Origin of the sequence: Pigmentiphaga sp. CHJ604 (assembly GCF_036972535.1) — a bacterium.
Taxonomy (GTDB): Bacteria; Pseudomonadota; Gammaproteobacteria; order Burkholderiales; family Burkholderiaceae_B; genus Pigmentiphaga; species Pigmentiphaga daeguensis.
This window is the reverse complement of sequence record NZ_CP136998.1, coordinates 1507043-1530608: the sequence shown is the minus strand read 5'-3', so window position 1 is coordinate 1530608 and position 23566 is coordinate 1507043. Positions and strand designations below refer to the sequence as shown.

Annotated in this window: 22 protein-coding genes and 1 tRNA gene; 13 read left to right on the top strand and 10 right to left on the bottom strand. The window is 66.1% G+C overall.

Annotated features, from left to right (window positions below; genetic code table 11):
- The first annotated feature begins 4 nt into the window (after positions 1–4).
- The 3 genes from arsB to arsH are packed head-to-tail and all read left to right on the top strand — an operon-like array spanning position 5 to position 2234.
- The gene (gene arsB / locus R4823_RS07360) at positions 5–1072 is read left to right on the top strand and encodes an ACR3 family arsenite efflux transporter (protein ID WP_087839904.1); all 1068 of its coding nucleotides are present in this window, start codon (positions 5–7) and stop codon (positions 1070–1072) included.
- A gap of 21 nt (positions 1073–1093) precedes the next feature.
- Entirely contained in the window at positions 1094–1516 is a 423-nt protein-coding gene (arsC, locus tag R4823_RS07355) for an arsenate reductase (glutaredoxin) (protein ID WP_087839905.1), read from the top strand.
- Positions 1494–2234 carry an arsenical resistance protein ArsH gene (gene arsH / locus R4823_RS07350; protein WP_165963058.1) on the top strand — a complete coding sequence of 247 codons (741 nt, stop codon included), beginning with the start codon at positions 1494–1496 and terminating at the stop codon, positions 2232–2234. Before arsC ends, arsH begins: the two co-directional genes overlap by 23 nt.
- A gap of 135 nt (positions 2235–2369) precedes the next feature.
- Here the strand turns inward: arsH and R4823_RS07345 are convergent.
- Positions 2370–2459, bottom strand: a tRNA-Ser gene (locus R4823_RS07345).
- A 424-nt stretch (positions 2460–2883) separates the two neighbouring features.
- On the bottom strand, positions 2884–4863 hold the full coding sequence (gene acs, locus R4823_RS07340; protein ID WP_132979236.1) for an acetate--CoA ligase: 1980 nt from the start codon (positions 4861–4863) through the stop codon (positions 2884–2886).
- Between the two features lie 239 nt (positions 4864–5102).
- Here acs and R4823_RS07335 point away from each other — a divergent pair, with 239 nt between their 5' ends.
- The 3 genes from R4823_RS07335 to R4823_RS07325 all read left to right on the top strand — a co-directional run bounded on the left by R4823_RS07335 (position 5103) and on the right by R4823_RS07325 (position 7902).
- On the top strand, positions 5103–5741 hold the full coding sequence (locus R4823_RS07335; RefSeq protein ID WP_242621400.1) for a YqhA family protein: 639 nt from the start codon (positions 5103–5105) through the stop codon (positions 5739–5741).
- A gap of 67 nt (positions 5742–5808) precedes the next feature.
- The gene (locus R4823_RS07330; RefSeq protein WP_338618139.1) at positions 5809–7320 is read left to right on the top strand and encodes a fumarate hydratase; all 1512 of its coding nucleotides are present in this window, start codon (positions 5809–5811) and stop codon (positions 7318–7320) included.
- A gap of 183 nt (positions 7321–7503) precedes the next feature.
- Complete coding sequence (locus tag R4823_RS07325; protein WP_338618138.1) at positions 7504–7902, top strand: hypothetical protein; 399 nt, start codon at positions 7504–7506, stop codon at positions 7900–7902.
- Here the strand turns inward: R4823_RS07325 and R4823_RS07320 are convergent.
- Together R4823_RS07320 and R4823_RS07315 are read right to left on the bottom strand one after the other, a co-directional pair.
- Positions 7883–9208, bottom strand: coding sequence for an MFS transporter (locus R4823_RS07320; protein ID WP_338618136.1), 1326 nt, complete (start codon positions 9206–9208; stop codon positions 7883–7885). The two genes, R4823_RS07325 and R4823_RS07320, sit on opposite strands and share 20 nt — an antisense overlap.
- Before the next feature lie 23 nt (positions 9209–9231).
- Positions 9232–9639, bottom strand: coding sequence for a heme-binding protein (locus R4823_RS07315; RefSeq protein WP_087839910.1), 408 nt, complete (start codon positions 9637–9639; stop codon positions 9232–9234).
- A 252-nt stretch (positions 9640–9891) separates the two neighbouring features.
- On the opposite strand from R4823_RS07315, the gene R4823_RS07310 reads away from it, so the two are divergent.
- A complete protein-coding gene (locus tag R4823_RS07310) occupies positions 9892–10527 on the top strand; it encodes a C40 family peptidase (protein WP_338618135.1) in 636 nt (211 codons plus the stop codon).
- Here R4823_RS07310 and R4823_RS07305 read toward each other — a convergent pair.
- The 3 genes from R4823_RS07305 to lptF form a co-directional block, all read right to left on the bottom strand.
- Complete coding sequence (locus R4823_RS07305; RefSeq protein WP_338619136.1) at positions 10481–10873, bottom strand: DUF2325 domain-containing protein; 393 nt, start codon at positions 10871–10873, stop codon at positions 10481–10483. The two genes, R4823_RS07310 and R4823_RS07305, sit on opposite strands and share 47 nt — an antisense overlap.
- A gap of 121 nt (positions 10874–10994) precedes the next feature.
- Positions 10995–11942 carry a CysB family HTH-type transcriptional regulator gene (locus tag R4823_RS07300; RefSeq protein ID WP_087839912.1) on the bottom strand — a complete coding sequence of 316 codons (948 nt, stop codon included), beginning with the start codon at positions 11940–11942 and terminating at the stop codon, positions 10995–10997.
- 158 nt (positions 11943–12100) lie between these two features.
- Positions 12101–13180 carry an LPS export ABC transporter permease LptF gene (gene lptF, locus R4823_RS07295; RefSeq protein ID WP_132979232.1) on the bottom strand — a complete coding sequence of 360 codons (1080 nt, stop codon included), beginning with the start codon at positions 13178–13180 and terminating at the stop codon, positions 12101–12103.
- A 76-nt stretch (positions 13181–13256) separates the two neighbouring features.
- Between lptF and R4823_RS07290 the strand changes: the two genes are divergently transcribed.
- The 6 genes from R4823_RS07290 (at position 13257) to R4823_RS07265 (ending at position 19342) form a co-directional block, all read left to right on the top strand.
- Positions 13257–14765, top strand: coding sequence for a leucyl aminopeptidase (locus tag R4823_RS07290; protein WP_338618133.1), 1509 nt, complete (start codon positions 13257–13259; stop codon positions 14763–14765).
- A gap of 13 nt (positions 14766–14778) precedes the next feature.
- Entirely contained in the window at positions 14779–15210 is a 432-nt protein-coding gene (locus R4823_RS07285; protein ID WP_087839915.1) for a DNA polymerase III subunit chi, read from the top strand.
- Positions 15211–15216: 6 nt separating this feature from the next.
- A complete protein-coding gene (locus R4823_RS07280; RefSeq protein WP_338618132.1) occupies positions 15217–15621 on the top strand; it encodes a hypothetical protein in 405 nt (134 codons plus the stop codon).
- A 108-nt stretch (positions 15622–15729) separates the two neighbouring features.
- A complete protein-coding gene (locus R4823_RS07275) occupies positions 15730–18579 on the top strand; it encodes a valine--tRNA ligase (RefSeq protein ID WP_087839917.1) in 2850 nt (949 codons plus the stop codon).
- Between the two features lie 155 nt (positions 18580–18734).
- Positions 18735–19043, top strand: a complete 309-nt coding sequence (locus R4823_RS07270; RefSeq protein WP_087839918.1) for a type II toxin-antitoxin system RelE/ParE family toxin — start codon at positions 18735–18737, stop codon at positions 19041–19043.
- Positions 19040–19342: an addiction module antidote protein gene (locus R4823_RS07265; protein ID WP_338618131.1), complete on the top strand. Its 303-nt coding sequence runs from the start codon at positions 19040–19042 to the stop codon at positions 19340–19342. Before R4823_RS07270 ends, R4823_RS07265 begins: the two co-directional genes overlap by 4 nt.
- Before the next feature lie 17 nt (positions 19343–19359).
- Here R4823_RS07265 and R4823_RS07260 read toward each other — a convergent pair whose 3' ends face one another.
- From R4823_RS07260 to alaS, 3 genes are all read right to left on the bottom strand, one after another.
- Positions 19360–20484 carry an SGNH/GDSL hydrolase family protein gene (locus R4823_RS07260; RefSeq protein ID WP_087839920.1) on the bottom strand — a complete coding sequence of 375 codons (1125 nt, stop codon included), beginning with the start codon at positions 20482–20484 and terminating at the stop codon, positions 19360–19362.
- A 108-nt stretch (positions 20485–20592) separates the two neighbouring features.
- On the bottom strand, positions 20593–20820 hold the full coding sequence (locus tag R4823_RS07255) for a sulfurtransferase TusA family protein (RefSeq protein ID WP_087839997.1): 228 nt from the start codon (positions 20818–20820) through the stop codon (positions 20593–20595).
- A gap of 38 nt (positions 20821–20858) precedes the next feature.
- Positions 20859–23474 (bottom strand): alanine--tRNA ligase, encoded by a 2616-nt coding sequence (gene alaS / locus R4823_RS07250; protein WP_338618130.1) that lies wholly within the window; start codon positions 23472–23474, stop codon positions 20859–20861.
- Between the last annotated feature and the right edge of the window lie 92 nt (positions 23475–23566).

Sequence of the window (23566 nt, the reverse complement as noted above, 5' to 3'; positions counted from 1 at the left end):
CGGCATGTCTGCGCAGAATCCCGCGCTGGGATGTGCCACACCGGCGCCTTCAATGAGCATTTTCGAGCGCTACCTCACCGTCTGGGTACTGCTGTGCATCGTCATCGGTATCGCAGCAGGCCAGATCGCCCCCGGCATCTTCCAAGCGATCGGACACATGGAGGTCGCCCAGGTCAACCTGCCCGTGGGCCTGCTCATCTGGATCATGGTGATCCCGATGTTGGTCAAGGTGGATTTCGCTGCGTTGGGCCAGGTGCGCCGGCACTGGCGCGGCATCGGCGTCACCCTGTTCGTCAACTGGGCGGTCAAGCCCTTTTCCATGGCCTTCCTGGGCTGGCTGTTCGTGCGGCAGGTATTCGCCCCCTGGCTGCCGCAGGACCAGCTCGACAGCTACATCGCCGGCTTGATCCTGCTGGCCGCCGCGCCCTGCACCGCGATGGTGTTCGTCTGGAGCCGACTCACCGGCGGCGATCCCGTGTTCACGCTTTCGCAAGTAGCGCTGAACGACGCCATCATGGTGTTTGCGTTCGCGCCCATCGTCGGCCTGCTGCTGGGAATCTCGTCCATCACCGTACCCTGGGATACCTTGCTGACTTCGGTCGTGCTCTACATCGTCATCCCCGTGCTCCTGTCGCAGCTCTGGCGGCGCGCGCTGCTCAAGCGGGGCCAAGCCGCCTTCGAGCGCGCCATGGCCCGCATCGGCCCGCTGTCCATCGCGGCCCTGCTACTAACGCTGGTCCTGCTGTTCGCGTTCCAGGGCCAAGCCATCATCCAGCAACCGCTGGTCATCGCCATGCTGGCCGTCCCCATCCTGATCCAGGTCTTCTTCAACTCCAGCCTGGCCTACTGGCTCAACCGGCGTGTCGGCGAGAAACACGACATCGCCTGCCCCTCCGCCCTCATCGGCGCATCAAATTTCTTCGAGCTGGCCGTGGCGGCCGCGATCGCCCTGTTCGGCTTCCAGTCCGGCGCTGCATTGGCGACCGTGGCAGGCGTGCTGATCGAAGTTCCCGTCATGCTGCTGGTGGTGCGCGTCGTCAACCGGTCCCGTAACTGGTACGAGCGTGCCTAACATCCCACCTGGACCACTCCCATGAGCAACGTCACCATCTATCACAACCCGGCTTGCGGCACGTCGCGCAACACGCTCGCCATGATCCGCAACAGCGGCGAAGAACCCATCGTTATCGAATACCTGAACGAACCGCCGTCGCGCGAAACGCTCTCTCGGCTGATTGCCGACGCGGAACTGACAGTCCGGGAGGCGTTGCGCGTCAAGGGCACACCCTACGACGAGCTGGGCCTGGACGACCCAAAGTGGACCGACGAACAGTTGCTCGACTTCATCGGTAAGCATCCGATCCTGATGAACCGGCCTTTCGTGGTGACGCCGCTCGGCACCCGCCTGTGCCGGCCGTCCGAAGCAGTGCTGGACATCCTGCCTCGTCCACAGCAAGGGGCGTACACGAAGGAAGACGGCCAGGTCGTCGTGGATGCGGAGGGCCGTCGTGTCTGAACGTTGGCCAGACTTGCCGAATATTGACGAAACGCTTTTCACTCGTCCGGAGCTGGGCCAGTTTCAGTTCCCCTGGTCGCGGTCAGGGCAACCGCCCAGATTCCTGGTGCTATATGGCTCCGTTCGTCAACGGTCATACAGCCGGCTTCTGGCTCAAGAAGCCCGCCGGCTCCTCCAGGCCATGGGCGGAGAGACCCGGATTTTCAACCCTGTCGGACTTCCCCTTCCGGACAGCGTACCGGACTCCGACGCCAAGGTCCAAGAGCTGCGCGATCTCGTCCAATGGGCCGACGGCATGGTCTGGGTCTCGCCGGAGCGCCATGGCGCGATGACCGGCATCATGAAGGCCCAAATCGATTGGATCCCTCTATCCCTCGGCGCCGTCCGTCCTACACAGGGCAAAACGCTGGCGGTCATGGAGGTATCGGGCGGCTCGCAATCGTTCAATGCCGTCAACCAGATGCGGCTCCTGGGGCGCTGGATGCGGATGCTCACGATTCCCAACCAGTCTTCGGTGCCCAAGGCCTTCCTGGAGTTCGACGAGGCAGGACGCATGAAGCCGTCGAGCTACTACGACCGCGTGGTGGATGTCATAGAGGAACTGATGAAGTTCACGCTGCTCACACGCGGTGTTCGGGACTACCTGGTGGATCGATACAGCGAACGGAAAGAGAGTGCGGAGGAACTATCGAAGCGCGTGAATCAGCGATCGATCTGACGAACCAAGCATCACCGGGCTTCTCATTCAGGCGCAACACTTTGGCTCACGCCAGGCGACGGCGGGCAAAGAAAAAGCCGCTTTCCCTGGGGAGAAGCGGCTTTTTGGCAACGGCGGCAATCCGTTGCGGTGTCCTGGCGGACAGGGTGGGATTCGAACCCACGATACGCTTTCACATATACACGCGTTCCAGGCGTGCGCCTTCAACCACTCGGCCACCTGTCCTTGCTGCCCAGAAGCCTGGGCAGAAGAGCCCGCAATGATACCAGATTGCAGACCATGCAGCCAAGCCCCGCTGCAAGGCCGGGCAACGGTGTCCGGCACGGCACATTGCGATGCACAAAATCGTGCCATGCGGCAACACGGGAACCAGAGTGGGGAGTGAATCAGGCACCAGATCGAACGATTTGGCGAGAATGGAGGAGACCGCTGCGCCTTGCCGTTATAGCCACGGCGGCCGACGCTCTAGGTCGTCGGCCGCGCGGGCGTTTTGCTTTTCTAAAGACTGCAGGGGTTTTGTCTCCTCCACTGCATAACGATATTCTGCGCCCGCTATTGGACTGTGACACTAGGGATTGACCCCTATTATGGTGCGGCGCGCACCACAGCTTTGGATACAAATGCACCAAAGCCGTGCATTCTACGGCAATCAGAGCGCCTTGCCCAGTTGCTCCAGGATGGCCGGGTTCTCCAGCGTGGAAACGTCCTGCGTGACCGATTCGCCCTTGGCGACCACGCGCAGCAGGCGGCGCATGATCTTGCCGGAGCGGGTCTTGGGCAGGTTGTCGCCGAACCGGATTTCCTTGGGCTTGGCGATGGGGCCGATTTCCTTGGCGACCCAGTTGCGCAGTTCCTTGGCGATCTCGGCGGCCTCGGCGTCGTCGGGCCGCGAACGCTTCAGCACCACGAAGGCGACCACGGCCTCGCCGGTCAGGTCGTCGGGACGACCGACCACGGCGGCTTCCGCCACCATGGGGTGGGCCACCAGCGCCGACTCGACCTCCATGGTTCCCAGGCGGTGGCCCGAGACGTTCAGGACGTCGTCGATGCGGCCCATGATCCAGAAATAACCGTCGGTGTCGCGGTTGGCGCCGTCGCCGGCCAGGTAGCAGGTACCGCCCAGTTCCTCGGGGTAGTAGCTTTTCTTGAAGCGCTCGGGGTCGCCCCAGATGGTGCGGATCATGGCCGGCCACGGACGCTTGACCACCAGGAAGCCGCCCTTGCCGAGTTCGACGTCCTCGCCGGTCTCGTCCACGATGGCGGCCATGATGCCTGGCAGCGGCAGGGTGCAGGATCCGGGCTTCAGGCCGGTGGCCCCCGGCAGCGGGGTGATCATGTGGCCGCCGGTCTCGGTCTGCCACCAGGTGTCGACCACCGGGCACCGTTCGCCGCCGACATTGTTGTAGTACCACATCCAGGCTTCCGGATTGATGGGCTCGCCCACCGATCCGATGACGCGCAGGCTGGACAGGTCGTATTTCTTCGGATGATGGTCGGGGCTGGCCTCGGCCGCCTTGATCAGCGAACGGATGGCGGTGGGCGCGGTATAGAAGATGGTGCAGCCGTGCTTCTGGATGGTCTCCCAGAAGCGGCCGGCGTTCGGATAGGTGGGCACGCCCTCGAACACGATCTGGGTCGCGCCCACGGCCAGCGGGCCGTAGGCGATGTAGGTGTGTCCGGTCACCCAGCCGACGTCGGCCGTGCACCAGTAGACGTCGGACGGCTTGAGGTCGAAGGTCCATTTCATGGTCAGCGCGGCCCACAGCAGGTAGCCCGCCGAGGCATGCTGGACGCCCTTGGGTTTGCCGGTGGAACCCGAGGTGTAGAGCACGAACAGCGGGTGTTCGGCCTCGACCTGGACCGGCTCGCACTGGTCGGACTGGCCCTTCTCCACGTCGTGCATCCACAGGTCGCGGCCTTCGGTCCAGGCCACCTTGCCGCCGGTGCGGCGATAGACGACGACGTTCTTGACCGCCTCGCAGCCGCCCATGGCGAAGGCTTCTTCCACCGCGGGCTTGAGCGGGATGGTCTTGCCGCCGCGGACCTGCTCGTCGGCGGTGATGACCAGCGTCGCGCCCACGTCGACGATGCGCTCCTGCAGGCTCTTGGCCGAGAAGCCGCCGAACACCACGGAGTGGGTGATGCCCAGGCGGGCGCATGCCTGCATGGCGACCACGGCCTCGATGGACATGGGCATGTAGATGATGGAGCGGTCGCCCTTCTTGTAGCCCAGGGCCTTGATGCCGTTGGCGAAGCGCCCCACGCGGGCATGCAGTTCGCGGTAGGTGACCTTGGTGACGGCGCCGTCATCGCTCTCGAAGATGATGGCGACCTTGTCGGCGTTGCCGTTGGCCAGGTTGACGTCCAGGCAGTTGTACGAGACGTTCAGCTCGCCGTCGTCGAACCACTTGTAGAAAGGGGCATTGCTCTCGTCCAGCGTCCGCGTGAACGGCTTGCTCCATTGCAGGGTTTCGCGCGCCAGCCGCGCCCAGAACCCCTCGAAATCGCGCTCGGCCTCGTCGCACAGCGCCTGGTAGGCGGCCATGCCGGGAACGTTCGCCTGCTTGACGAAGTCCGCGGAGGGTTGGAAAACGCGTGTCTCGGTCAGCACTGAATCGATGGTAGACATCGCCTTGCGTCCTTTGATGGAAGTGATAGGGAGCGGATACCCATAGGTTACCGAAAGCCGGTGGTCCGTACGCGCTGCACTGCAACAAACCCACCCAGGGCACAGCGGATCCGGCTCCGCCGGTCCGCCAGTGCCGCCCCCTTGAGGGGGCGCGCGAAGCGCGTAGGGGGTGGTCCTTCCTCTTGGCATACAATTCCCGCCAAACCGTCATTCTGCGCGCCCCAGCCTACCTGGAAAACATGTCTTCCCCTCTCATGCCACCGGGGCTTTCCCGGACGGAACCCCTGCGCCCGCTGCCCAAGCTCATCTTCATGAGCCGGTGGCTCCAGTTGCCGCTCTACCTTGGTCTGATCGTCGCCCAGGGGGTGTACGTCTACCATTTCTGGGTCGAGCTGGTGCACCTGATCGAAGCGGCCTTCGGCAACAAGGAGGCCATTGCCATGCTGGCCGAGGCCGTGATGCCGGTCGTGCCCGGCGCCGCGCCCGCCGCACCGCCCACCAAGCTGACCGAGACCACCATCATGCTAGTGGTGCTGGGGCTGATCGACGTGGTGATGATTTCCAACCTGCTCATCATGGTCATCGTGGGCGGCTACGAAACCTTCGTCTCGCGGCTGCACCTGGAAGGCCATCCCGACCAGCCGGAATGGCTGTCCCACGTCAACGCCTCGGTCCTGAAGGTGAAGCTGGGCACCGCCATCATCGGCATCTCGTCCATCCATCTGCTCAAGACCTTCATCAACGCCGCGCACTACGACGCCAAGACCATCCTGGCGCAGGCCGGCATCCACCTGGCCTTCCTGCTGTCCGCGATGGCGATCGCCTATTGCGACCGCCTCATGGCGCCGATGCTCAAGCAGGACGCCCACGGACACTGACAGCACGGCCACAACCTCCCGGCGCGGCGGCATGCCAGCGCCCCACCCTTCTCTTTTCGGAGCGCCCATGACTACCGTCATCAAGGAAGAAGACCTGATCCAGTCGATCGCCGACTCGATCCAGTTCATCAGCTACTACCACCCCGTCGACTACATCCGCCACCTGGCCCGCGCCTACGAGCGCGAGCAGAATCCGGCGGCCAAGGACGCGATCGCCCAGATCCTGACCAACTCGCGCATGTGCGCCGAGGGCAAGCGCCCCATCTGCCAGGACACGGGCATCGTCAACGTGTTCATGAAGATCGGCATGGACGTGCGCTTCGACACCCGGCGCACTCTGCAGGAACTGTGCGACGAGGGCGTGCGCCGCGGCTACCTGAACCCGGACAACAAGCTGCGCGCCTCGGTGCTGGCCGATCCGCAGTTCGAGCGCAAGAACACCCGCGACAACACGCCCTGTGTGCTGAGCGTGGAGCTGGTTCCCGGCAATACCGTGGACGTGCAGGTCGCGGCCAAGGGCGGCGGCTCCGAGAACAAGACCAAGTTCGTCATGCTCAACCCCAGCGACTCGCTGGTGGACTGGGTGCTCAAGACCGTGCCCCTGATGGGCGCCGGCTGGTGCCCGCCCGGCATGCTGGGCATCGGCATCGGCGGCACGGCCGAGAAGGCCATGCTGATGGCCAAGCAGTCGTTGATGGAAGACATCGACATGTACGAACTGCTCGAGCGCGGCCCCAGCAACAAGCTGGAAGAACTGCGCATCGAGCTGTACGAGAAGGTCAACGCGCTGGGCATCGGCGCCCAGGGCCTGGGGGGCCTGACGACCGTGCTGGACGTCAAGATCAGCATGTTCCCGACCCACGCCGCTTCCAAGCCGGTGGCCATGATCCCCAACTGCGCCGCCACCCGCCATGCGCACTTCGTGCTGGACGGTTCGGGCGCGGCCATCCTGACGCCGCCGTCGCTGGACGAGTGGCCCGACGTGCACTGGGCGCCGGACTACAACAAGTCCACGCGCGTGAACCTGGACACGCTGACCAAGGAAGAAGTCGCCTCGTGGCAGCCGGGCCAGACCCTGCTGCTGTCGGGCAAGATGCTGACCGGCCGCGACGCCGCGCACAAGCGCATCCAGGACATGCTGGCCCGCGGTGAAAAACTGCCGGTGGACTTCACCAACCGCGTCATCTACTACGTCGGCCCGGTCGATCCGGTGCGCGACGAGGTCGTCGGACCGGCCGGCCCCACCACCGCCACGCGCATGGACAAGTTCACCGACATGATGCTGGAGAAGACCGGCCTGATCTCGATGATCGGCAAGGCCGAGCGCGGCCCCGTCGCCATCGAGTCCATCCGCAAGCACAAGTCGGCCTACCTGATGGCGGTCGGCGGCTCGGCCTACCTGGTGTCCAAGGCGATCCGCGGCGCCAAGGTCGTGGGCTTCGAGGACCTGGGCATGGAAGCCATCTATGAGTTCGACGTGCAGGACATGCCCGTGACCGTGGCCGTGGATGCCAACGGCACGTCGGTGCATGAAACCGGGCCGAAGACGTGGAAGGTCAAGATCGCTGAGATGGCTTGACCCCCCTACGCGCTTACGCGCGCCCCCCAGGGGGCGGCACTGGCGGACCGGCAAAGCCGGATCCGCTGTGCCCTGGCAACTGCGGAGGCAACGGCGAGGCGGATGGAATTGTCCGACCCTATGCCCGCAGGATCGAGATGTTGCCTATGATCGCTCCTCGTTCTACGATCGAGAGCCGGCATCGTGCATGTTGAACTTTTTACCTCGATGACAGCTGTGGGCGTATCGGAAGAGCGCGCCAAGGCCGTCGTGCTTGCCATGGACTCCGCTATGGATGCGAAAATCGACTATGGGCAGGAAGGCATGCGGCGGGACATCGAGAGCCTGCATCGGGATATACAGGCTCTTGATCACAAGATAGATCTCGGCTTGAACGCCCTGCGGGGCGAGATGAAATCCATGGAGCAGCGCACGGATGCCTCGCTGGCCGGACTGCGCGGCGAAATGCGCGCCATGGAAAGCCGGCTCGACACCAAGATCGATTCGGTCGGGCGTGAAATCGGTTACGTCAAGTGGTATGCCGCCTCGGCGGTGCCGGCGACCGCGCTGGTGCTCGGTCTGCTCAACTACCTGAAGGCGTAAGCCCTTCGGCCTCGTGGCCCCGCCTCACGCCGCGGGCCATGTCGACGTGCCGCAGCACCGCCAATCCGATCAGGAAGAACAGTCCGGTGGACAGGATGCCCAGGCGGTGGTTGCCCTGGGTGGCCCAGGTCACGAGGCCGTAGGTCAGCGGGCCGATGATGGACGCGAGCCGGGTGGCGAAGGTCCACAGGGCGAAGAATTCGGCCAGGCGGGAAGCCGGTGCCAGGGCGCCGGTCATCGCCCGCCCGGCGCTCTGGCTGGATCCCATGCACAGTCCGGCGATGGTGGCGGCTGCCCAGAAGCCGCCCTGGCTGGTGGCGAAGAAGGCGATCAGCACCATCGCGATCCAGCCCAGCAGCGTGGCGGCCAGGGCCCGTTGGTGGCCGATGCGGTCCTCGACGAAGCCGAAGGCGAAGGCCCCGGCGGCGGCCGCGATGTTGACCAGGAACACCAGGGTCATGATCTGCGTCTGGCCGAACTTCATGACCTGCTCGGCATAGACGGCGGCCAGCGTGATGACGACGGCGATGCCGGCCTGGTAGAAGACGCCGCAGATCAGCAGCCGGCGGAAATCGGGGAAGGCACGCGAGTCGCGCCACGAAGCCGCGAGCTGGCGCATGACCGGCATGAAGCCTGGCCGCCCGCCAGCCGCGCGCGCGGGCCGGGCGCGTTCGCGCAGGAACAGGAAGACCGGCACGGCGGCGGCGGCGAAGACCGCGGCGGTGACCAGCATGGTCCAGGGTACGAAGTCGGTGGCGGGCCGGCCCGCCGCCTGCGCCGCGATCACGACCGCCAGCGACAGTCCCAGAGTCAGCATGCCGCCCACGTAGCCGAAGCTCCACCCCCAGCCTGAAACGCGGCCCAGGTACTGGGGCCGGGCGAGCTCGGGCAGGAAGGCGGCGATGACCGATTCGCCCACGCTGTAGCAGACGTTGGAGATGATGATCGCAGGTACCGCGATCCAGAAGCCGCCCGGCCCGGCAAGCGCCAGGGCCGCCGTGGCCGCCACGCAGCCCACGGTGCTGGCCGCCAGCAGCCGCTTCTTGGCGGCCTGGGCATCGGCCCAGGCGCCCAGGCCGGGCATGGCCAGCATCACGATCAAATAGGACAGCGACAGGGTCGCCGTCCACGCCAGCGTGGCCCAGTGGGCATTGCCCGCCACCACGCCGACGAAATAGGCATTGAAGACGGCCGTCAGGACGACCGTCGTGTAGCCGGAGTTGGCGAAGTCATAAAGCGCCCAGGCGAAGACCTCGCGCCGGCGGACGCCCGGGTTCAGGGCGCCGCGCATGGACGGCCCGGACATGGCGGCCAACCCGGCTGGCGGACTCAGATTCCGAGCGCCGCGATGCCCGCGCGGGCGATCTGCGCATCTTCGTTGGACTTCACGCCGGACACGCCCACCGCGGCGATGGTCTCGCCTTCCACCACGACCGGCACGCCGCCTTCCAGCATGCCATGGATGGTGGGCACGGACAGGAACGAGGTGCGGCCATTGTTGACGACGTCTTCGTAGACCTTGGATTCACGGCGGCCCAGCGCGGCCGTATGGGCCTTGGAGGGGGCGATGTGGGCCGAGATCGCGGGAGCGCCGTCCAGCCGCAGCAGGCCCAGCAGGTGGCCGCCGTCGTCGACCACGGCGATGGAAACGGCCCACTTGTTGGCGAGCGCCTCGGCTTCGGCGGCGGCCAGGATCTTCTTGACGTCGTCGGCGGTCAGGACGTGCTTGGTCTTCATGGAACGGAATCCTCGTTGGGGAAAAACGGGGATTGTAGGGCGTCCCCATGCCGGATTTATAGCTTTGCACGCACAAGTGCATTGACCTGGGCGCCGCCAAAGAGGTATCTTAGCGCCACTTTTGTATCATCTTGTGCCCAGCGTCCCCCTATACGAATGAAAAAGGCCCGCATTCCCCTTCGCCTCCCTGCATCCCGGCCACGATTCCCGGCCGGCGGGACGAAGGTCCGGAAAGCGGGTGGGAAGCTGGCCATGCTGGTCGGGTCCGCGATACTGGCCGGCTGCGCCACGCAATCGCCGCCCTCCCCGCAGAACGGTCCCTCGGCCGCTGCCGATACGCCCGCCAAGCGCGTGGCGCGGTACAGTCTGCCCAGCCACCCCGTTCCGTCGTGGAAAGACAGCATCTCCCCCGTGCCGTCCCGCACCGAACCGCTGGATCCGGAAAAGATCCTGTCGGGCCAATGGCAGGACGACAAGTCCGATACCACCGTGGGCGGCCAGGCCGAACTGGCGGCCTACGCCCTGAATTACCTGGGGGTGCGTTACCGCCTGGGCGGCTCGTCGCCCGAGGCCGGCTTCGACTGCAGCGGGCTGGTAGCCTACGTCAGCCGTGAAGTCCTGGGCCTGCAACTGCCGCGCCGGGCCGAGGAAATCAGCCGGGTGGGCGACCCCATCGACATCGGCGACCTGCAACCCGGCGATCTGGTGTTCTACAACACCCTGCGCCGGAAATTCTCGCACGTGGGCATCTACCTGGGCGACGGCCGCTTCGTGCACTCCCCCTCGTCGGGAGGGGTCGTGCGGGTCGAAAGCATGGACATGGCCTACTGGAAGAAGCGCTTCAACGGCGCCCGCCGCCTGGCTTCCTCGGAATCAGCTTCACGCTGACTTCTTCCTGCGCGACGCGGGCGCACGGCGCGCCCGCCTCGGCGCCGCACAATCCACAGTTCTCGAGCGCCTGCTGCATCGAACACACCGATCGCCGGCACGCCACCACCTGTATGCCCGCGCGCTGGGCGGCTTGGCGGAAGGCCTTCATCACGTTGTGCCCGAGGAAATCGGTCAGCAGGATCAGCAACTCCGTGCCCGACGGCAGTTGCAGCGTCTTCTTCTGATGCGCCGGATCCCGCCCGCTGATATGGTGGGTGATGGCGATGTTGTGCCCCTTGAGCAGGTCCGGGATGTTGCCTAGCCGGTCTGCCCCGACCACGACTGCGCTGACTGCCATGACGATCTCCGTGATGTCGATTGCTTTCGCCAAATGATAATCATTCTCGTTATAGAGTCAACAAGAATGATATGAATTCTCATTTGATTAAACTGATCGACATCGCTCCGGAGATAGGAAAAGCCTGTCAGCCCTGGTCCGATGGCTTGATCGCATTCTGGACGACTTCCCGCGTCAGGCTGGGCGCCAGCAGTTCGACGAAGGTGTAGACGTAGTCCCGCAGAAAGGTGCCGGACTTCACGCCTATCCGGCTGGTGTGCATGCCGAACAGGCGCCCCACCGGCAGCCCGACCAGTCCGGTGTCGCGCCGGGGGTCGTAGGCGACCCCGGCGATGATCCCTATCCCCAGTCCCAGCTCGACGTAGGTCTTGATGACGTCGGCATCGATGGCCTCGAGCACGAAGTCCGGGTGGACATCCTGCGAGCTGAAGGCCTGGTCGATCGCGCTGCGGCCGGCGAAGGCGCGGTCATAGGTGATGACGGGATATTGCGCGAGCTGCTCCAGCGTCAGTTTCTTGGCCTGGGACGACGTCAGCTGGGCCAGGGGATGGTCCGGCGTGACCACCACCACATGCTCCCAGGTATAGCAGGGCAGCGTCACCATGCCGGGAGTCAGGGCCAGCGCCTCGGTGGCGACCGCCAGGTCGGCCTGCTCGTTCAGCACCATGTCGGCCAACTGGCCCGGACTGCCCTGGATCAGCGACAGATGGACCTTGGGAAACAGCTTGCGGAAGGCGGGAATCACCTGCGGCAAGGCGTAGCGGGCCTGGGTGTGGGTGCAGGCGATGGTCAGGCCGCCTTCGTCGCGCCGGGCGTATTCGTCGCTGACCTTCTTGAGGTTGTCGACCTCGCGCATGATGCGGTCGACGATCTGCGAGACGGCCAGGCCGGGCTTGGTCAGGCCCTTGATGCGCTTGCCATGGCGTTCGAAGATCTTCACGCCGAGTTCGTCTTCCAGTTCGATGATGGCCTTGGACACCCCTGGCTGGGACGTGTAGAGCATCCTCGCGGCTTCCGTCAGGTTGAAGTCGCGGCGCACGGTTTCCCGGACGAATTTGAATTGCTGCAGGTTCATGGTGCGATTCACTATGGATCTGCCATCCAACCCGGACGGATGGGCCGTGGCAACCCATAGATCATAATGTAATATACGACATGCTATTTATTATATTTAGTAATTAGCATAGTCGGATTTCGCAGCATGGAGGCCACGGAACCAGCCCAGGCCCCGCGCTAGGCCCCTTTCGGCGCCTTCACCCTGAGGCGGAAATACATCAGGGCCGCCGTCAGCGCGGCGACCGCCCCGTGCAACCCGACCAGGGCGACGAAGAAGTCCACCCGGCCGTTGTTCACCCAGGCCTTGGCCAGGTTGACCATGTTCAGGTAGAACAGGGCCACCAGCAGCGCGATCACGATGTCGCCGGAGCGGCCCAGCCGCGGATTCACCGCGCCCAGCGGAATGGCCAGCAGCGCCAGGTTGATGGCCAGCAGCGGCATGCTGACACGCCAGAGCAATTCGCCGGCGGCGCCCTGCCCGCCTTCGCGCAGCAACTGCATGGTCGAGCGCGCCTTGGTGGACAGGTCATCGGCGGAAGGCGGGCCCTTGCTCTCCATCCGCACGCCGTATTTCTCGAAACTCATCAGGCGGAACTGCGGCGTGCCGGGTACGAATTCGTAGCGATGGCCGGATTCCAGCACCATGAAGCGGTCGCCGTTGGGCTGGTCCTCGAGCATGCCCCCGCCCGAGACCAGCACGTTGAGCCGGCCGTTCTCTATCCAGCGCGCGAACACGTTGCTGACCCGGTCCACGGCGTCGTTGGCGGACTCCACGTAGAACACCCGGTCGATCCCGCTGGACTCCAGGAACTGGCCCGGGGTGACCTTGGAGACGTCGGAACGCTGCTCGTAGCGCTGGCGGTACTCGGCGATCTGTTTCTGGGCCCAGGGCGAGGCGGCCAGGGTCAAGGTGGCGATCAATACCGCCGACGGAATGGCGAAGCGCAGGATGGGCCTGAACCAGTCGGCCAGGCTCAGGCCGCTGGAGAACCAGACCACCATCTCGGATTCGCGGTAATTGCGGGTGACCGTGGTCAGCACGGCGATGAACACCGAGACCGCGATGATGGTGGGCAGGGCGTTGATGGATGAGAACGCGGCGATGCCCGTGACCACGTCGGCGCCGATGCGGCCGGCCGCCGCCTCGCCCAGCAGGCGCACCAGCAGCACGCTGATCCATACGACCACGAGCGTGGAGAATACGACGCTGGCATGGCTGGTCAGTTCGTCTTTGACGGAGCGCTGGAACAGGGACACGGTACTGGCCTGTGCGAGGGGCCCGCATCTGCGGGATAATTGACAATCTCGCGACTACATACAGGAAGAATCGCGCATGGACTTTAGCACACAGACCTCCGCCCCCGAGAAAATCAAGACCGCCGCGCTGGTGGTCGGCGTGCACGCCGACGGCGTGCTGACGCAGGCGGCCGATGCCGTCGATCGGGCGGCCCAGGGCGCGGTGCGCGCCGCCGTCAAGACCGACTTCAAGGGCAAGGCGGGCGAAACGCTGGTGCTGAGGTCCCTGCCCGGCGTGGCGGCCCAGCGGGTCGTGCTGGCCGGGCTGGGGTCGCAGGAGGCCTTGTCGCCCAAGGCGCTGGCCGCCGCCCATCGCGCCGCCCTCGCCGCCGTCGCGGCGCTGGGCGTGACCGAGACCGTGTCGGCCCTGGCCGCCGTCCCCATGCAGTCGGCCGACGTCCGCACCCGCGCGCGGCTGGCTGCCATCGCGGCGGGCGAAGTCACCTACCGCTTCGACGCCACCTTCGGCAAGCGCGATGCCGTCAGCCGGCCCAAGCTGGCGCGCCTGGTCCTCGCGGTCGAGCGATCCGAGGCCAAGGAGGCCGAGGCCGGCCTGCGCGAAGGCAGCGCCATCGCCAACGGCATGTCGCTCGCGCGCGACCTGGGCAACCTGCCGGGCAACGTCTGCACCCCCACCTACCTGGGCGAGACCGCCAAGAAGCTGGGCAAGTCGCACAAGCTCAAGGTCGAGGTGCTGGACCGCAAGCAGATCGAGGCGCTGAAGATGGGCTCCTTCCTGTCCGTGGCGCGCGGCTCGGACGAACCGCCGAAGTTCATCGTGCTGCGCTACGAAGGCGCCAGGCAGAAGCCAGCGGGGCGCGGCAAGGCAGCCGCCGGCGGCCCGGTCGTGCTGGTCGGCAAGGGCATCACGTTCGACGCGGGCGGCATCTCGCTCAAGCCGGCCGCCGGCATGGATGAAATGAAGTACGACATGTGCGGCGCCGCCAGCGTGTTCGGCACGCTGCGCGCCGTGGCCGAGCTGGGCCTGCCGCTGGACGTGATCGGCGTCGTGCCCGCGTGCGAGAACCTGCCCAGCGGCCGGGCCAACAAGCCGGGCGACGTGGTGACCACCATGTCCGGCCAGACGGTCGAGATCCTGAACACCGACGCCGAGGGCCGGCTGATCCTGTGCGACGCCCTGACCTACGTCGAGCGCTTCAAGCCCTCCACCGTCATCGACATCGCCACCCTGACGGGGGCCTGCGTCACGGCGCTGGGCCACGTCAACACCGGCCTCTTCACCCCCGACGACGCCCTGGCCGACACGCTGACCAGCCTGTCGCGCCAGGCGCTGGACCCGGTATGGCGCCTCCCGCTGGACGACGACTACCAGGAACAGCTCAAGTCCAACTTCGCCGACATGGCCAACATCGGCGGCCCGCCGGCGGGCGCCGTCACCGCCGCGTGCTTCCTGTCGCGCTACGCCAAGGGCTATCGCTGGGCGCACCTGGACATCGCCGGCACGGCCTGGCGCAGCGGCAAGGACAAGGGCGCCACCGGCCGCCCCGTCCCGCTGCTGACGCAGTACCTGCTGTCCCTGGTCTGACGCCCCGTCGCCCATGACCGAAATCGACTTCGCCTTCAGCGCCCCCGACCGGCTGCGCACCGCCTGCCAGATCGCCACCCGCCGCCACCAGGCGGGGCACCGGCTGGTGGTGTACTGCCGCGACACGGGGCGCCTGAACGCCTTCGATCAGATGCTCTGGGCGCTGGACGACATTTCCTTCATCCCCCACGTCCGCGTCAACGATCCGCTGGCGGCCGACACGCCCATCGTGCTGACCGCCTCGGACGCGCCCACGCCCCACCACGACTGGCTGTTGAACCTGGACGACACCTGGCCGCCCATCTACACCCGCTTCCAGCGCGTCATCGAGATCGTCACCAACGATCCCGCCGACCGCGAAGCGGCACGGGCACGCTGGCGCTTCTACCAGGAGTGCGGCCACAACATCGTGCGGCACGACGTGTCGCGCCACCAGTTGCCCTGAGCCGATATGCAAGCCCCTTCTTTCCCTCCGCGCGACGACGCCGGCATCCCGCTCCTGACCGAAGTCCTGGACCTGCCGCAGCCGGCCAGGAAGGCGGAGCCGGCCCCTTTGCCCCCCGCTCCATCCTGGCCCGTGGCCGCGCCTGCCGCCGCCCCCGCCGCCACGCCAGGTCCGGATGACGAAGACGGCATCGAGGCGCTGCGCGCCGCCATCCTGCAGGACCTGCTCGACCGGGTGGAACCCCTGCTGAAGACCCGCATGCGGGCCTCGCTGGAAGTGGCGGCCGCCCGCGCACTGGAAGACATCGCCTACAACCTGCGGGAAGAACTCGGCCGGCTGGTGGACGAGGCCGTCCAGAAAGAACTGATCCGGCGCGCCGCCGTCGAGAGCAAGCCCCTTTCTCCGCGCTGAAGAGACGCCGGCCGCCTGCCGTCAGCCTCTGAAGAATCCACTAAAATCCTCGGTTTGGCGCCTGCGGCGCACCGCCGCGCGCCCGACCGACGTATTTCCGGAACACCGATGACCTCAGCCTCTCCCCAACCTCAAACCGAGACCGACGAACTGCCCAAGAGCTTCGAGCCGGCCGCCATCGAGGCGCGCTGGTATCCGCTGTGGGAACAACGGGGGGACTTCAAGGCCGGGGTACACGTCCAGGGCCCCGACAACGGCCGGGCCTTCACCATCCAGCTGCCGCCGCCCAACGTGACGGGCACGCTGCACATGGGCCACGCCTTCAACCAGACCATCATGGATGGCCTGACGCGCTACCACCGCATGCGCGGGTTCGACACGCTGTGGATCCCGGGCACCGACCACGCCGGCATCGCCACGCAGATCGTGGTCGAGCGCCAGCTCGACGCGCAGAAGGTCAGCCGCCACGACCTGGGCCGCGACAAGTTCGTCGAGAAGGTCTGGGAATGGAAACAGCACTCCGGCGGCACCATCACCGGCCAGATGCGCCGGCTGGGCACCTCGCCCGACTGGACGCGCGAATACTTCACCATGAACGAGGACATGTCGCGCGGCGTGGCCGAGGTCTTCACGCGGCTGTACGAGCAAGGCCTGATCTATCGCGGCAAGCGCCTGGTCAACTGGGACCCCAAACTGCTGACCGCCGTCAGCGACCTGGAAGTGGTCAGCGAGGAAGAAGACGGCCACCTGTGGCACATCCGCTACCCGGTCGACGGCAGCGATGCCGCCATCGTCGTGGCCACGACCCGTCCCGAGACCATGCTGGGCGACGTCGCCGTCATGGTCCATCCCGAGGATGAACGCTACCAGGCCCTGATCGGCAAGCAGGTCCGCCTGCCGCTGACCGGCCGCCTGATTCCCGTCATCGCCGACGACTACGTCGACCGTGAATTCGGCACCGGCGCGGTCAAGGTCACGCCCGCGCACGACTTCAACGACTATGCGGTGGGCCAGCGCCACGGCCTGCCCATGATCTCCATCCTGACGCTGGACGGCCGCATCAACGACGAGGCGCCCGAGGTCTACCGGGGGCTGGACCGTTTCGAGGCCCGTACGCGCATCGTGGCCGACCTCGAGGCCCAGGGCCTGCTGGCCGAGGTCAAGAAGCACAAGCTGATGGTGCCGCGCGGCGACCGCACCAACGCCATCATCGAGCCCATGCTGACCGACCAGTGGTTCGTCGCCATGAGCAAGCCGGCGCCCGAGGGCACCCACCATCCCGGCAAGTCGATCACCGACGTCGCGCTGGAAGTGGTGGCCGACGGCCGCGTCAGGTTCTACCCCGAGAACTGGACCACCACCTACAACCAGTGGCTCAACAACATCCAGGACTGGTGCATCTCGCGCCAACTGTGGTGGGGCCACCAGATTCCCGCCTGGTACGCCGACGACGGCCGCATCTTCGTGGCCCGCAACGAGCAGGAAGCGCGCGACAAGGCCGCGGCCGCCGGCTACGCCGGCGCGCTCACCCGCGACCCTGACGTGCTGGACACCTGGTTCTCGTCGGCGCTGGTGCCGTTCACCACGCTGGGCTGGCCCGAACAGACGCCCGACCTGGCGCGCTACCTGCCCTCGTCGGTGCTGGTCACCGGCTTCGACATCATCTTCTTCTGGGTCGCCCGGATGGTCATGATGACCACGCACTTCACCGGCCAGGTCCCGTTCAGGCACGTCTACATGCACGGCCTGATCCGCGATGCCGAAGGCCAGAAGATGAGCAAGTCCAAGGGCAACACCCTGGACCCGGTCGACCTGATCGACGGCATCGACCTGGACGGCCTCCTGGCCAAGCGCACCACCGGCCTGATGAACCCCAGGCAGGCCGAGAGCATCGCCAAGAAGACCCGCAAGGAATTCCCCGAGGGCATTCCGGCCTTTGGCGCCGACGCGCTGCGCTTCACCATGGCCGCCTACGCCACGCTGGGCCGCAACATCAACTTCGACCTGAAGCGCTGCGAGGGCTACCGCAACTTCTGCAACAAGCTGTGGAACGCCACCCGCTTCGTGCTGATGAACGTCGAAGGCAAGGACTGCGGCGTGGAAGCCGGCGCAGCGGTGGAACTGTCGGTGTTCGACAAGTGGATCATCAGCCAGTTGCAGCGCACCGAGGCCGAGGTCGCCAAGGGCTTCGACGACTATCGCTTCGACAACATCTCCACCGCGCTGTACCGCTTCGTCTGGGACGAATACTGCGACTGGTACCTGGAGCTGGCCAAGGTCCAGCTGCAGACCGGCAACGAAGCCCAGCAGCGCGGCACGCGCCAGACGCTGATCCGTGTGCTGGAAACCGTGCTGCGGCTGGCGCATCCCATCATCCCGTTCATCACGGAAGAACTCTGGCAGAAGGTCTCGGTGGTGGCCGGCAAGCGCCGCGCCGGCGAATCCACCAGCGTGGGCGTGCAGCCCTACCCCGCCGCCCAGGCCGAGAAGATCGACGAGGCCGCCGAAGCCGCGATGGCCGAGCTCAAGGCCCAGGTCGACGCCGTGCGCGCGCTGCGCGGCGAAATGAACGTGCCGCCCTCGCAGAAGGCGCCGCTGAACGCCACCGGCAACCGCGCCGCCCTGGAACGCAATGCCCCCTACCTGGCGGCCCTGGCCCGGCTGACCGAGGTCAAGGTGGTCGACCGGTTGCCCGACGTCGTCGGCGCCCCCGTGCAGGTGGTCGGCGACGCACACCTGATGCTGCACATCGAGGTCGACGTGGCCGCCGAGAAGATCCGCCTGGACAAGGAGATCGCCCGCCTGGAAGGCGAGATCGCCAAAGCCAACGGCAAGCTGGGCAACGCCAGCTTCGTCGACCGCGCCCCGGCCGCCGTGGTGGAGCAGGAACGCGCCCGGCTGGCCCAGTTCAGCGATACGCTGGACAAGGTGCGGGAGCAGCGGGCGAAACTGGGCTGACAGCGGATTTTCGACCGGCGAGAACGGCCCCTTCCGGGGCCGTTTCCTTATCCGCAACGCCCTCCCCCTGAACCGAAGGATGACAAAAAGATCACCCCGACGGTTGAAATATCGCTGCATGCTTGACAAACTGTCTCCACGAGGAGACACTTGGCATGCTGATCATCAAGAGAACGAACCAGTTCGCGGAATGGCTGCATCGGCTGAAAAGCCCAAGCGACCGTGGCGCCATCCTGATGCGGCTTCTGCGCGTCCAGCACGGGCTCTTTGGCGACATGCGTTCCATCGGCGAAGGCATCCACGAACTTCGCCTGCATATCGGCCCAGGCTACCGGCTCTACATCGCACGGGAGGGTGCCGACATCTACGTCCTGCTCTGTGCGGGCATCAAGGACACGCAGAAACACGATATCGAACTCGCCAGGACCATCTGGCGGGACTTGAAGCGGGAGCGACACGCATGATAGCGCCGACAAAAACAACCACCGCCGAATTCGATGCGGCTGAATTCCTGCGAGACGAAGCAAGCATCGCCTGCTTTCTCACGGAAGCGGCCGGCGACGCAAACCCCGACGTCTTTCTTGCCGCGCTGGCAGCCGTGGCGCGTGCGCGCGGCATGAGCGACATTGCGCGCAAAGCCGGACTGGGCAGGCAAAGCCTGTACAAAGCCCTGGCTCCAGGGGCCAATCCGCACTATCTGACCCTGCGCAAGGTCATGGACTCGCTCGGTGTCGTCTTCACCATTGCAGCCAAAGCCCCGTGACGCTCGCCCTGCCCGGCTCAACGAGCCGTCGTATCCCTGGCCACCCGGACCGGCTTGACCACCGCGCCAAAGCGATCGTGGATGAAGGCCGCCACCTTCTCTCCCCATAGCCGGTGCCCGGCCGTGGTCGGATGCATGGAATCCGCGAACAAATAGTGCTGGTCCGCGTCCGGCTCCACCAGCGTGGCGGGGGTGCACAGCAGTGCATCCACCTCGCCCTGCGACGCATCGTAATTGGTGCAGGCGGGCTTGTCGGTCACGGTCAGGCCCACCGCGGCGGGGTCGTCGACGGCATCGTCGATCAGGCCGGCCAGATCGAACACCTGCACGCCCGTGCCCGACAGCCCCCCGGCCACGAGTTCGTTGTAGCCCTCGGACACGTCGGTGGCCAGGTCTTCCAGCTCGGTATTGCGGATGAACGGCAGCATGCCCAGGTCGGGAAGGTTGACGTATACGATCCGCTTGGCGCCGGCCGCGGACAGACGCTTGAGCTGGGCCACCATGGCGGCCGCCTTGGCCCGGACCAGCGCCTCCATCCGGTCGTCGGCATCGGACGCGGGTTCGGGCTCGGTGTCTCCCAGGGTCTGGAAGGCATCGAGGAAATCGTTGCCGCCGCCCTGCACCAGCACCAGTTCCGTCCCGTCGAAGCCTTTGTGCGTGGCCAGGTAGCGGTCGATCTGGGCCTTGATGGAAACGGCGGTCTCGCCCTGGAGTCCGCCATCGGCCGGGATGCCATCCGGAGCCGGCGCCGTCGCGGCGTCGGTCTCGATATGGGCACCGCCCTGCGCATAGCCATTGCCGCCCAGGTCCACGATGCGGCCGCCTTGCCCGCGCGGGCCGAAATCGACCTGCTGGTTCGGCTTGATCGGGAGGCCCAGCGCGTCGGCCACCACTTCCACCCAGACCTCCCCGGGCTTGGTCGTGAAACGCTGACCTGCCGCGCTGCGCGTGGCCGGATCGGGATAGGTTGCGCCGGGATTGTAGGTGCCGACGTCGCTCAGGCTGTCGCCGAAGGACACGATGGCGCTGATCGGCCCGGTCACGATCGGGCGCACGGCGCGGTCGCGGAAGGCCATTGCCGCCAAGCCGCCCACGACGAGCAGCGCCAGGACCAGAAGCCAACGCAATGACGGTAGCCGCATGGGGGTCACCTTGGGGAGAACGGTCGCGCCGGCGAACGCCAGCTGCGGTATGACACGCCGCCCGACGGCAGGTTCAGCGCCGCGGGCGGAGAAAGTACCTGTAGCCCGTCAGCGGCGTTTCATGTAATGCACGAACACTTCGCCATCGTCGGTCTGCGCCAGCAGCTCGTTGCCGGTCTGCTTGGAAAAAGCCTGGAAGTCACGCACCGACCCCTTGTCGGTGGCCACCACCTTCAATACCTGCCCGCTCTCGAGCGTGGCCAGCGCCTTCTTCGCACGCAGGATGGGCAAGGGGCACTTGAGCCCCTTGGCATCCACCTCCAGATCGAACGCCACCGGTTCGGTACTCATTGCGCCTTCTCCCGCCGCACCGCTCACAGGCGGCCTTCCACCCAGCCCTGCACGCTGGCGAGCGCCTGCGGCAGGCCCGAGGGATCCGTGCCGCCGGCCATCGCCATGTCCGGCCGGCCGCCGCCCTTGCCGCCCACCTGCTGGGCCACGAAATTGACCAGATCGCCGGCCTTGACCTTGCCGGACACGTCGGCCGTGGCGCCGGCCACCAGGCTGACCTTGCCGCCGTCGACGGCGGCCAGCACGATGGCGGCGGACTTGAGCTTGTTCTTGAGCTGGTCCACGGTCTCGCGCAGCGACTTGGGATCGACCCCGTCCAGCTTGGCAGCCAGCACCTTCACGCCCTTGACCTCGACCGCCGAGGCCGCCAGGTCATTGCCGGCGCTGCTGGCCAGCTTGCTCTTCAACTGGGCGATTTCCTTCTCCAGGCCCTTCAACTGGTCCTGCACCTGGCCGATGCGCGCCGGCAGGTCGCCCGGCTGCACCTTCAGCGCGCCCGCGGCCGAAGCCAGCGTGGCGTTCAGGTTCTGCAGATAGGACAGGCTGTTGTCGCCGGTGATGGCCTCGACCCGGCGCACGCCGGCGGCCACACCGCCCTCGCTCACGATCTTGAACAGGCCGATGTCGCCGGTGCGACCCACGTGGGTACCGCCGCACAGCTCGCGCGAAAAGCCGATGTCCAGCACCCGCACCTCGTCGCCGTACTTTTCGCCGAACAGCGCCATCGCGCCGCCCTTGACCGCGTCGTCGTAGGCCATCAACTGCGACTGCACCGGCGTGTTGGCCAGCACCTCGCGGTTGACGATGGCTTCCACCTGCGCGATCTGGTCGGCGCTCATGGGGGCGTCGTGCGCGAAGTCGAAACGGGTCTTGTCCGGGTCCACCAGCGACCCCTTCTGCTGCACGTGCTCGCCCAGGACCTGGCGCAACGCCTTGTGCATCAGGTGGGTGGCCGAGTGGTTGCGCATCGTGCGCGCGCGGCGGACTTCGTCTACCTGGGCATCGACCGTGTCGCCCACCGCCAGCGAGCCCGAGACCAGCTTGCCATGATGGCCGAACACGTCGGCCTGGATCTTCTGCGTGTCTTCCACGTCGAAACGCGCCGCGCCCTGCACCAGCACGCCGGCATCGCCCACCTGCCCGCCCGACTCGGCGTAGAACGGCGTGCGGTCCAGCACCACCACCGCGGCCTGCCCGGCCTCGATGCGCGGCACCGAGGCGCCATCCACGTACAGGGCCGTGACCTTGCCTTGCGCGGCCAGGTGCGCATAGCCTTCGAATACCGTCTTGGCGCCGTCGTACGACAGGCCGGCGGCCATCTTGAACTTGCCCGCGGCGCGGGCCTGCTCGCGCTGGCGGGTCATCGCGGCCTCGAAGCCGTCCATGTCCACGTCCACGTTGCGCTCGCGGCAGATGTCGGCCGTCAGGTCCACCGGGAAGCCGTAGGTGTCGTACAGGTTGAACAGCGTCTCGCCGTCCAGCGCGGCGCCCGGCTTGAGCGCGGCCAGCGCGCCGTCCAGGATTTTCATGCCGTGTTCCAGCGTTTCGCCGAAACGCTCTTCCTCCTGGCGCAGTACCTGCTCGACCCGCGCCCCGGCCTTGGCCAGCTCGGGATAGGCCTCGCCCATCTCGGCCACCAGGTCCTTGACGATGCGATGGAAGAAGGGCTTGGTCTGGCCCAGCTTGTAGCCGTGGCGCAGCGCGCGGCGGATGATACGGCGCAGCACGTAGCCGCGGCCTTCGTTGCCCGGGATCACGCCGTCCACGATCAGGAACGAGCAGGCGCGGATATGGTCGGCGATCACCTTCAGCGAGTTGTTCGCCAGGTCGGTACAGCCGGTTTCGCGCGCCGCGGCCTTGATCAGGTTCTGGAACAGATCGATTTCATAGTTCGAATGCACGTGCTGCAACACCGCGGCGATCCGCTCCAGGCCCATGCCCGTGTCCACGCAGGGCTTGGGCAGCGGGTTCAGGGTGCCCGACGCGTCGCGGTCGAACTGCATGAACACCAGGTTCCAGATCTCGATGTAGCGGTCGCCGTCTTCCTCGGGCGATCCCGGGGGGCCGCCCCAGATCTCGGGACCATGGTCGTAGAAGATTTCCGAGCACGGGCCGCAGGGACCGGTATCCGCCATCTGCCAGAAGTTGTCGGACGCGTAGCGCGCGCCCTTGTTGTCGCCGATGCGGACGATGCGCTCGACCGGCACGCCGATCTCGTTCTGCCAGATGCCGTAGGCCTCGTCGTCCTCCTGGTAGACCGTGACCCACAGCTTTTCCTTGGGCAGCTTGTAGACCGTGGTCAGCAGTTCCCAGGCGTAGTGGATGGCGTCGCGCTTGAAGTAGTCGCCGAAGCTGAAATTGCCCAGCATCTCGAAAAACGTGTGGTGCCGGGCCGTGTAGCCCACGTTTTCCAGGTCGTTGTGCTTGCCGCCGGCGCGCACGCTGCGCTGCGACGAGGTCGCGCGCTTGTACGGGCGCACTTCGTTGCCCAGGAAGACGTCCTTGAACTGGACCATGCCCGAGTTGGTGAAGAGCAGGGTCGGATCGTTGGCCGGCACCAACGACGAGGACGGCACCACGGTGTGGCCCTTGGACTCGAAGAACTGAAGGAACTTCTGACGGATCTCGGCGGATTTCATCGCTGCACGCAGGTAGGGGGATGAATCGCCAACTGCACCCGTTTGCATCCCCGGATAGATATCGAATCGTCAATTATAGAGGGACGGCGGCC

Bases quoted from the DNA above. Each gene is read 5' to 3' on its own strand.
- arsB (WP_087839904.1), top strand. From the start codon at position 5: ATGTCTGCGCAGAATCCCGCGCTGGGATGTGCCACACCGGCGCCTTCA.
- arsC (WP_087839905.1), top strand. From the start codon at position 1,094: ATGAGCAACGTCACCATCTATCACAACCCGGCTTGCGGCACGTCGCGC.
- arsH (WP_165963058.1), top strand. From the start codon at position 1,494: ATGCGGAGGGCCGTCGTGTCTGAACGTTGGCCAGACTTGCCGAATATT.
- acs (WP_132979236.1), bottom strand. From the start codon at position 4,863: ATGTCTACCATCGATTCAGTGCTGACCGAGACACGCGTTTTCCAACCC.
- R4823_RS07335 (WP_242621400.1), top strand. From the start codon at position 5,103: ATGTCTTCCCCTCTCATGCCACCGGGGCTTTCCCGGACGGAACCCCTG.
- R4823_RS07330 (WP_338618139.1), top strand. From the start codon at position 5,809: ATGACTACCGTCATCAAGGAAGAAGACCTGATCCAGTCGATCGCCGAC.
- R4823_RS07320 (WP_338618136.1), bottom strand. From the start codon at position 9,208: ATGTCCGGGCCGTCCATGCGCGGCGCCCTGAACCCGGGCGTCCGCCGG.
- R4823_RS07315 (WP_087839910.1), bottom strand. From the start codon at position 9,639: ATGAAGACCAAGCACGTCCTGACCGCCGACGACGTCAAGAAGATCCTG.
- R4823_RS07310 (WP_338618135.1), top strand. From the start codon at position 9,892: ATGCTGGTCGGGTCCGCGATACTGGCCGGCTGCGCCACGCAATCGCCG.
- R4823_RS07300 (WP_087839912.1), bottom strand. From the start codon at position 11,942: ATGAACCTGCAGCAATTCAAATTCGTCCGGGAAACCGTGCGCCGCGAC.
- R4823_RS07290 (WP_338618133.1), top strand. From the start codon at position 13,257: ATGGACTTTAGCACACAGACCTCCGCCCCCGAGAAAATCAAGACCGCC.
- R4823_RS07285 (WP_087839915.1), top strand. From the start codon at position 14,779: ATGACCGAAATCGACTTCGCCTTCAGCGCCCCCGACCGGCTGCGCACC.
- R4823_RS07280 (WP_338618132.1), top strand. From the start codon at position 15,217: ATGCAAGCCCCTTCTTTCCCTCCGCGCGACGACGCCGGCATCCCGCTC.
- R4823_RS07275 (WP_087839917.1), top strand. From the start codon at position 15,730: ATGACCTCAGCCTCTCCCCAACCTCAAACCGAGACCGACGAACTGCCC.
- R4823_RS07270 (WP_087839918.1), top strand. From the start codon at position 18,735: ATGCTGATCATCAAGAGAACGAACCAGTTCGCGGAATGGCTGCATCGG.
- R4823_RS07265 (WP_338618131.1), top strand. From the start codon at position 19,040: ATGATAGCGCCGACAAAAACAACCACCGCCGAATTCGATGCGGCTGAA.
- R4823_RS07260 (WP_087839920.1), bottom strand. From the start codon at position 20,484: ATGCGGCTACCGTCATTGCGTTGGCTTCTGGTCCTGGCGCTGCTCGTC.
- alaS (WP_338618130.1), bottom strand. From the start codon at position 23,474: ATGAAATCCGCCGAGATCCGTCAGAAGTTCCTTCAGTTCTTCGAGTCC.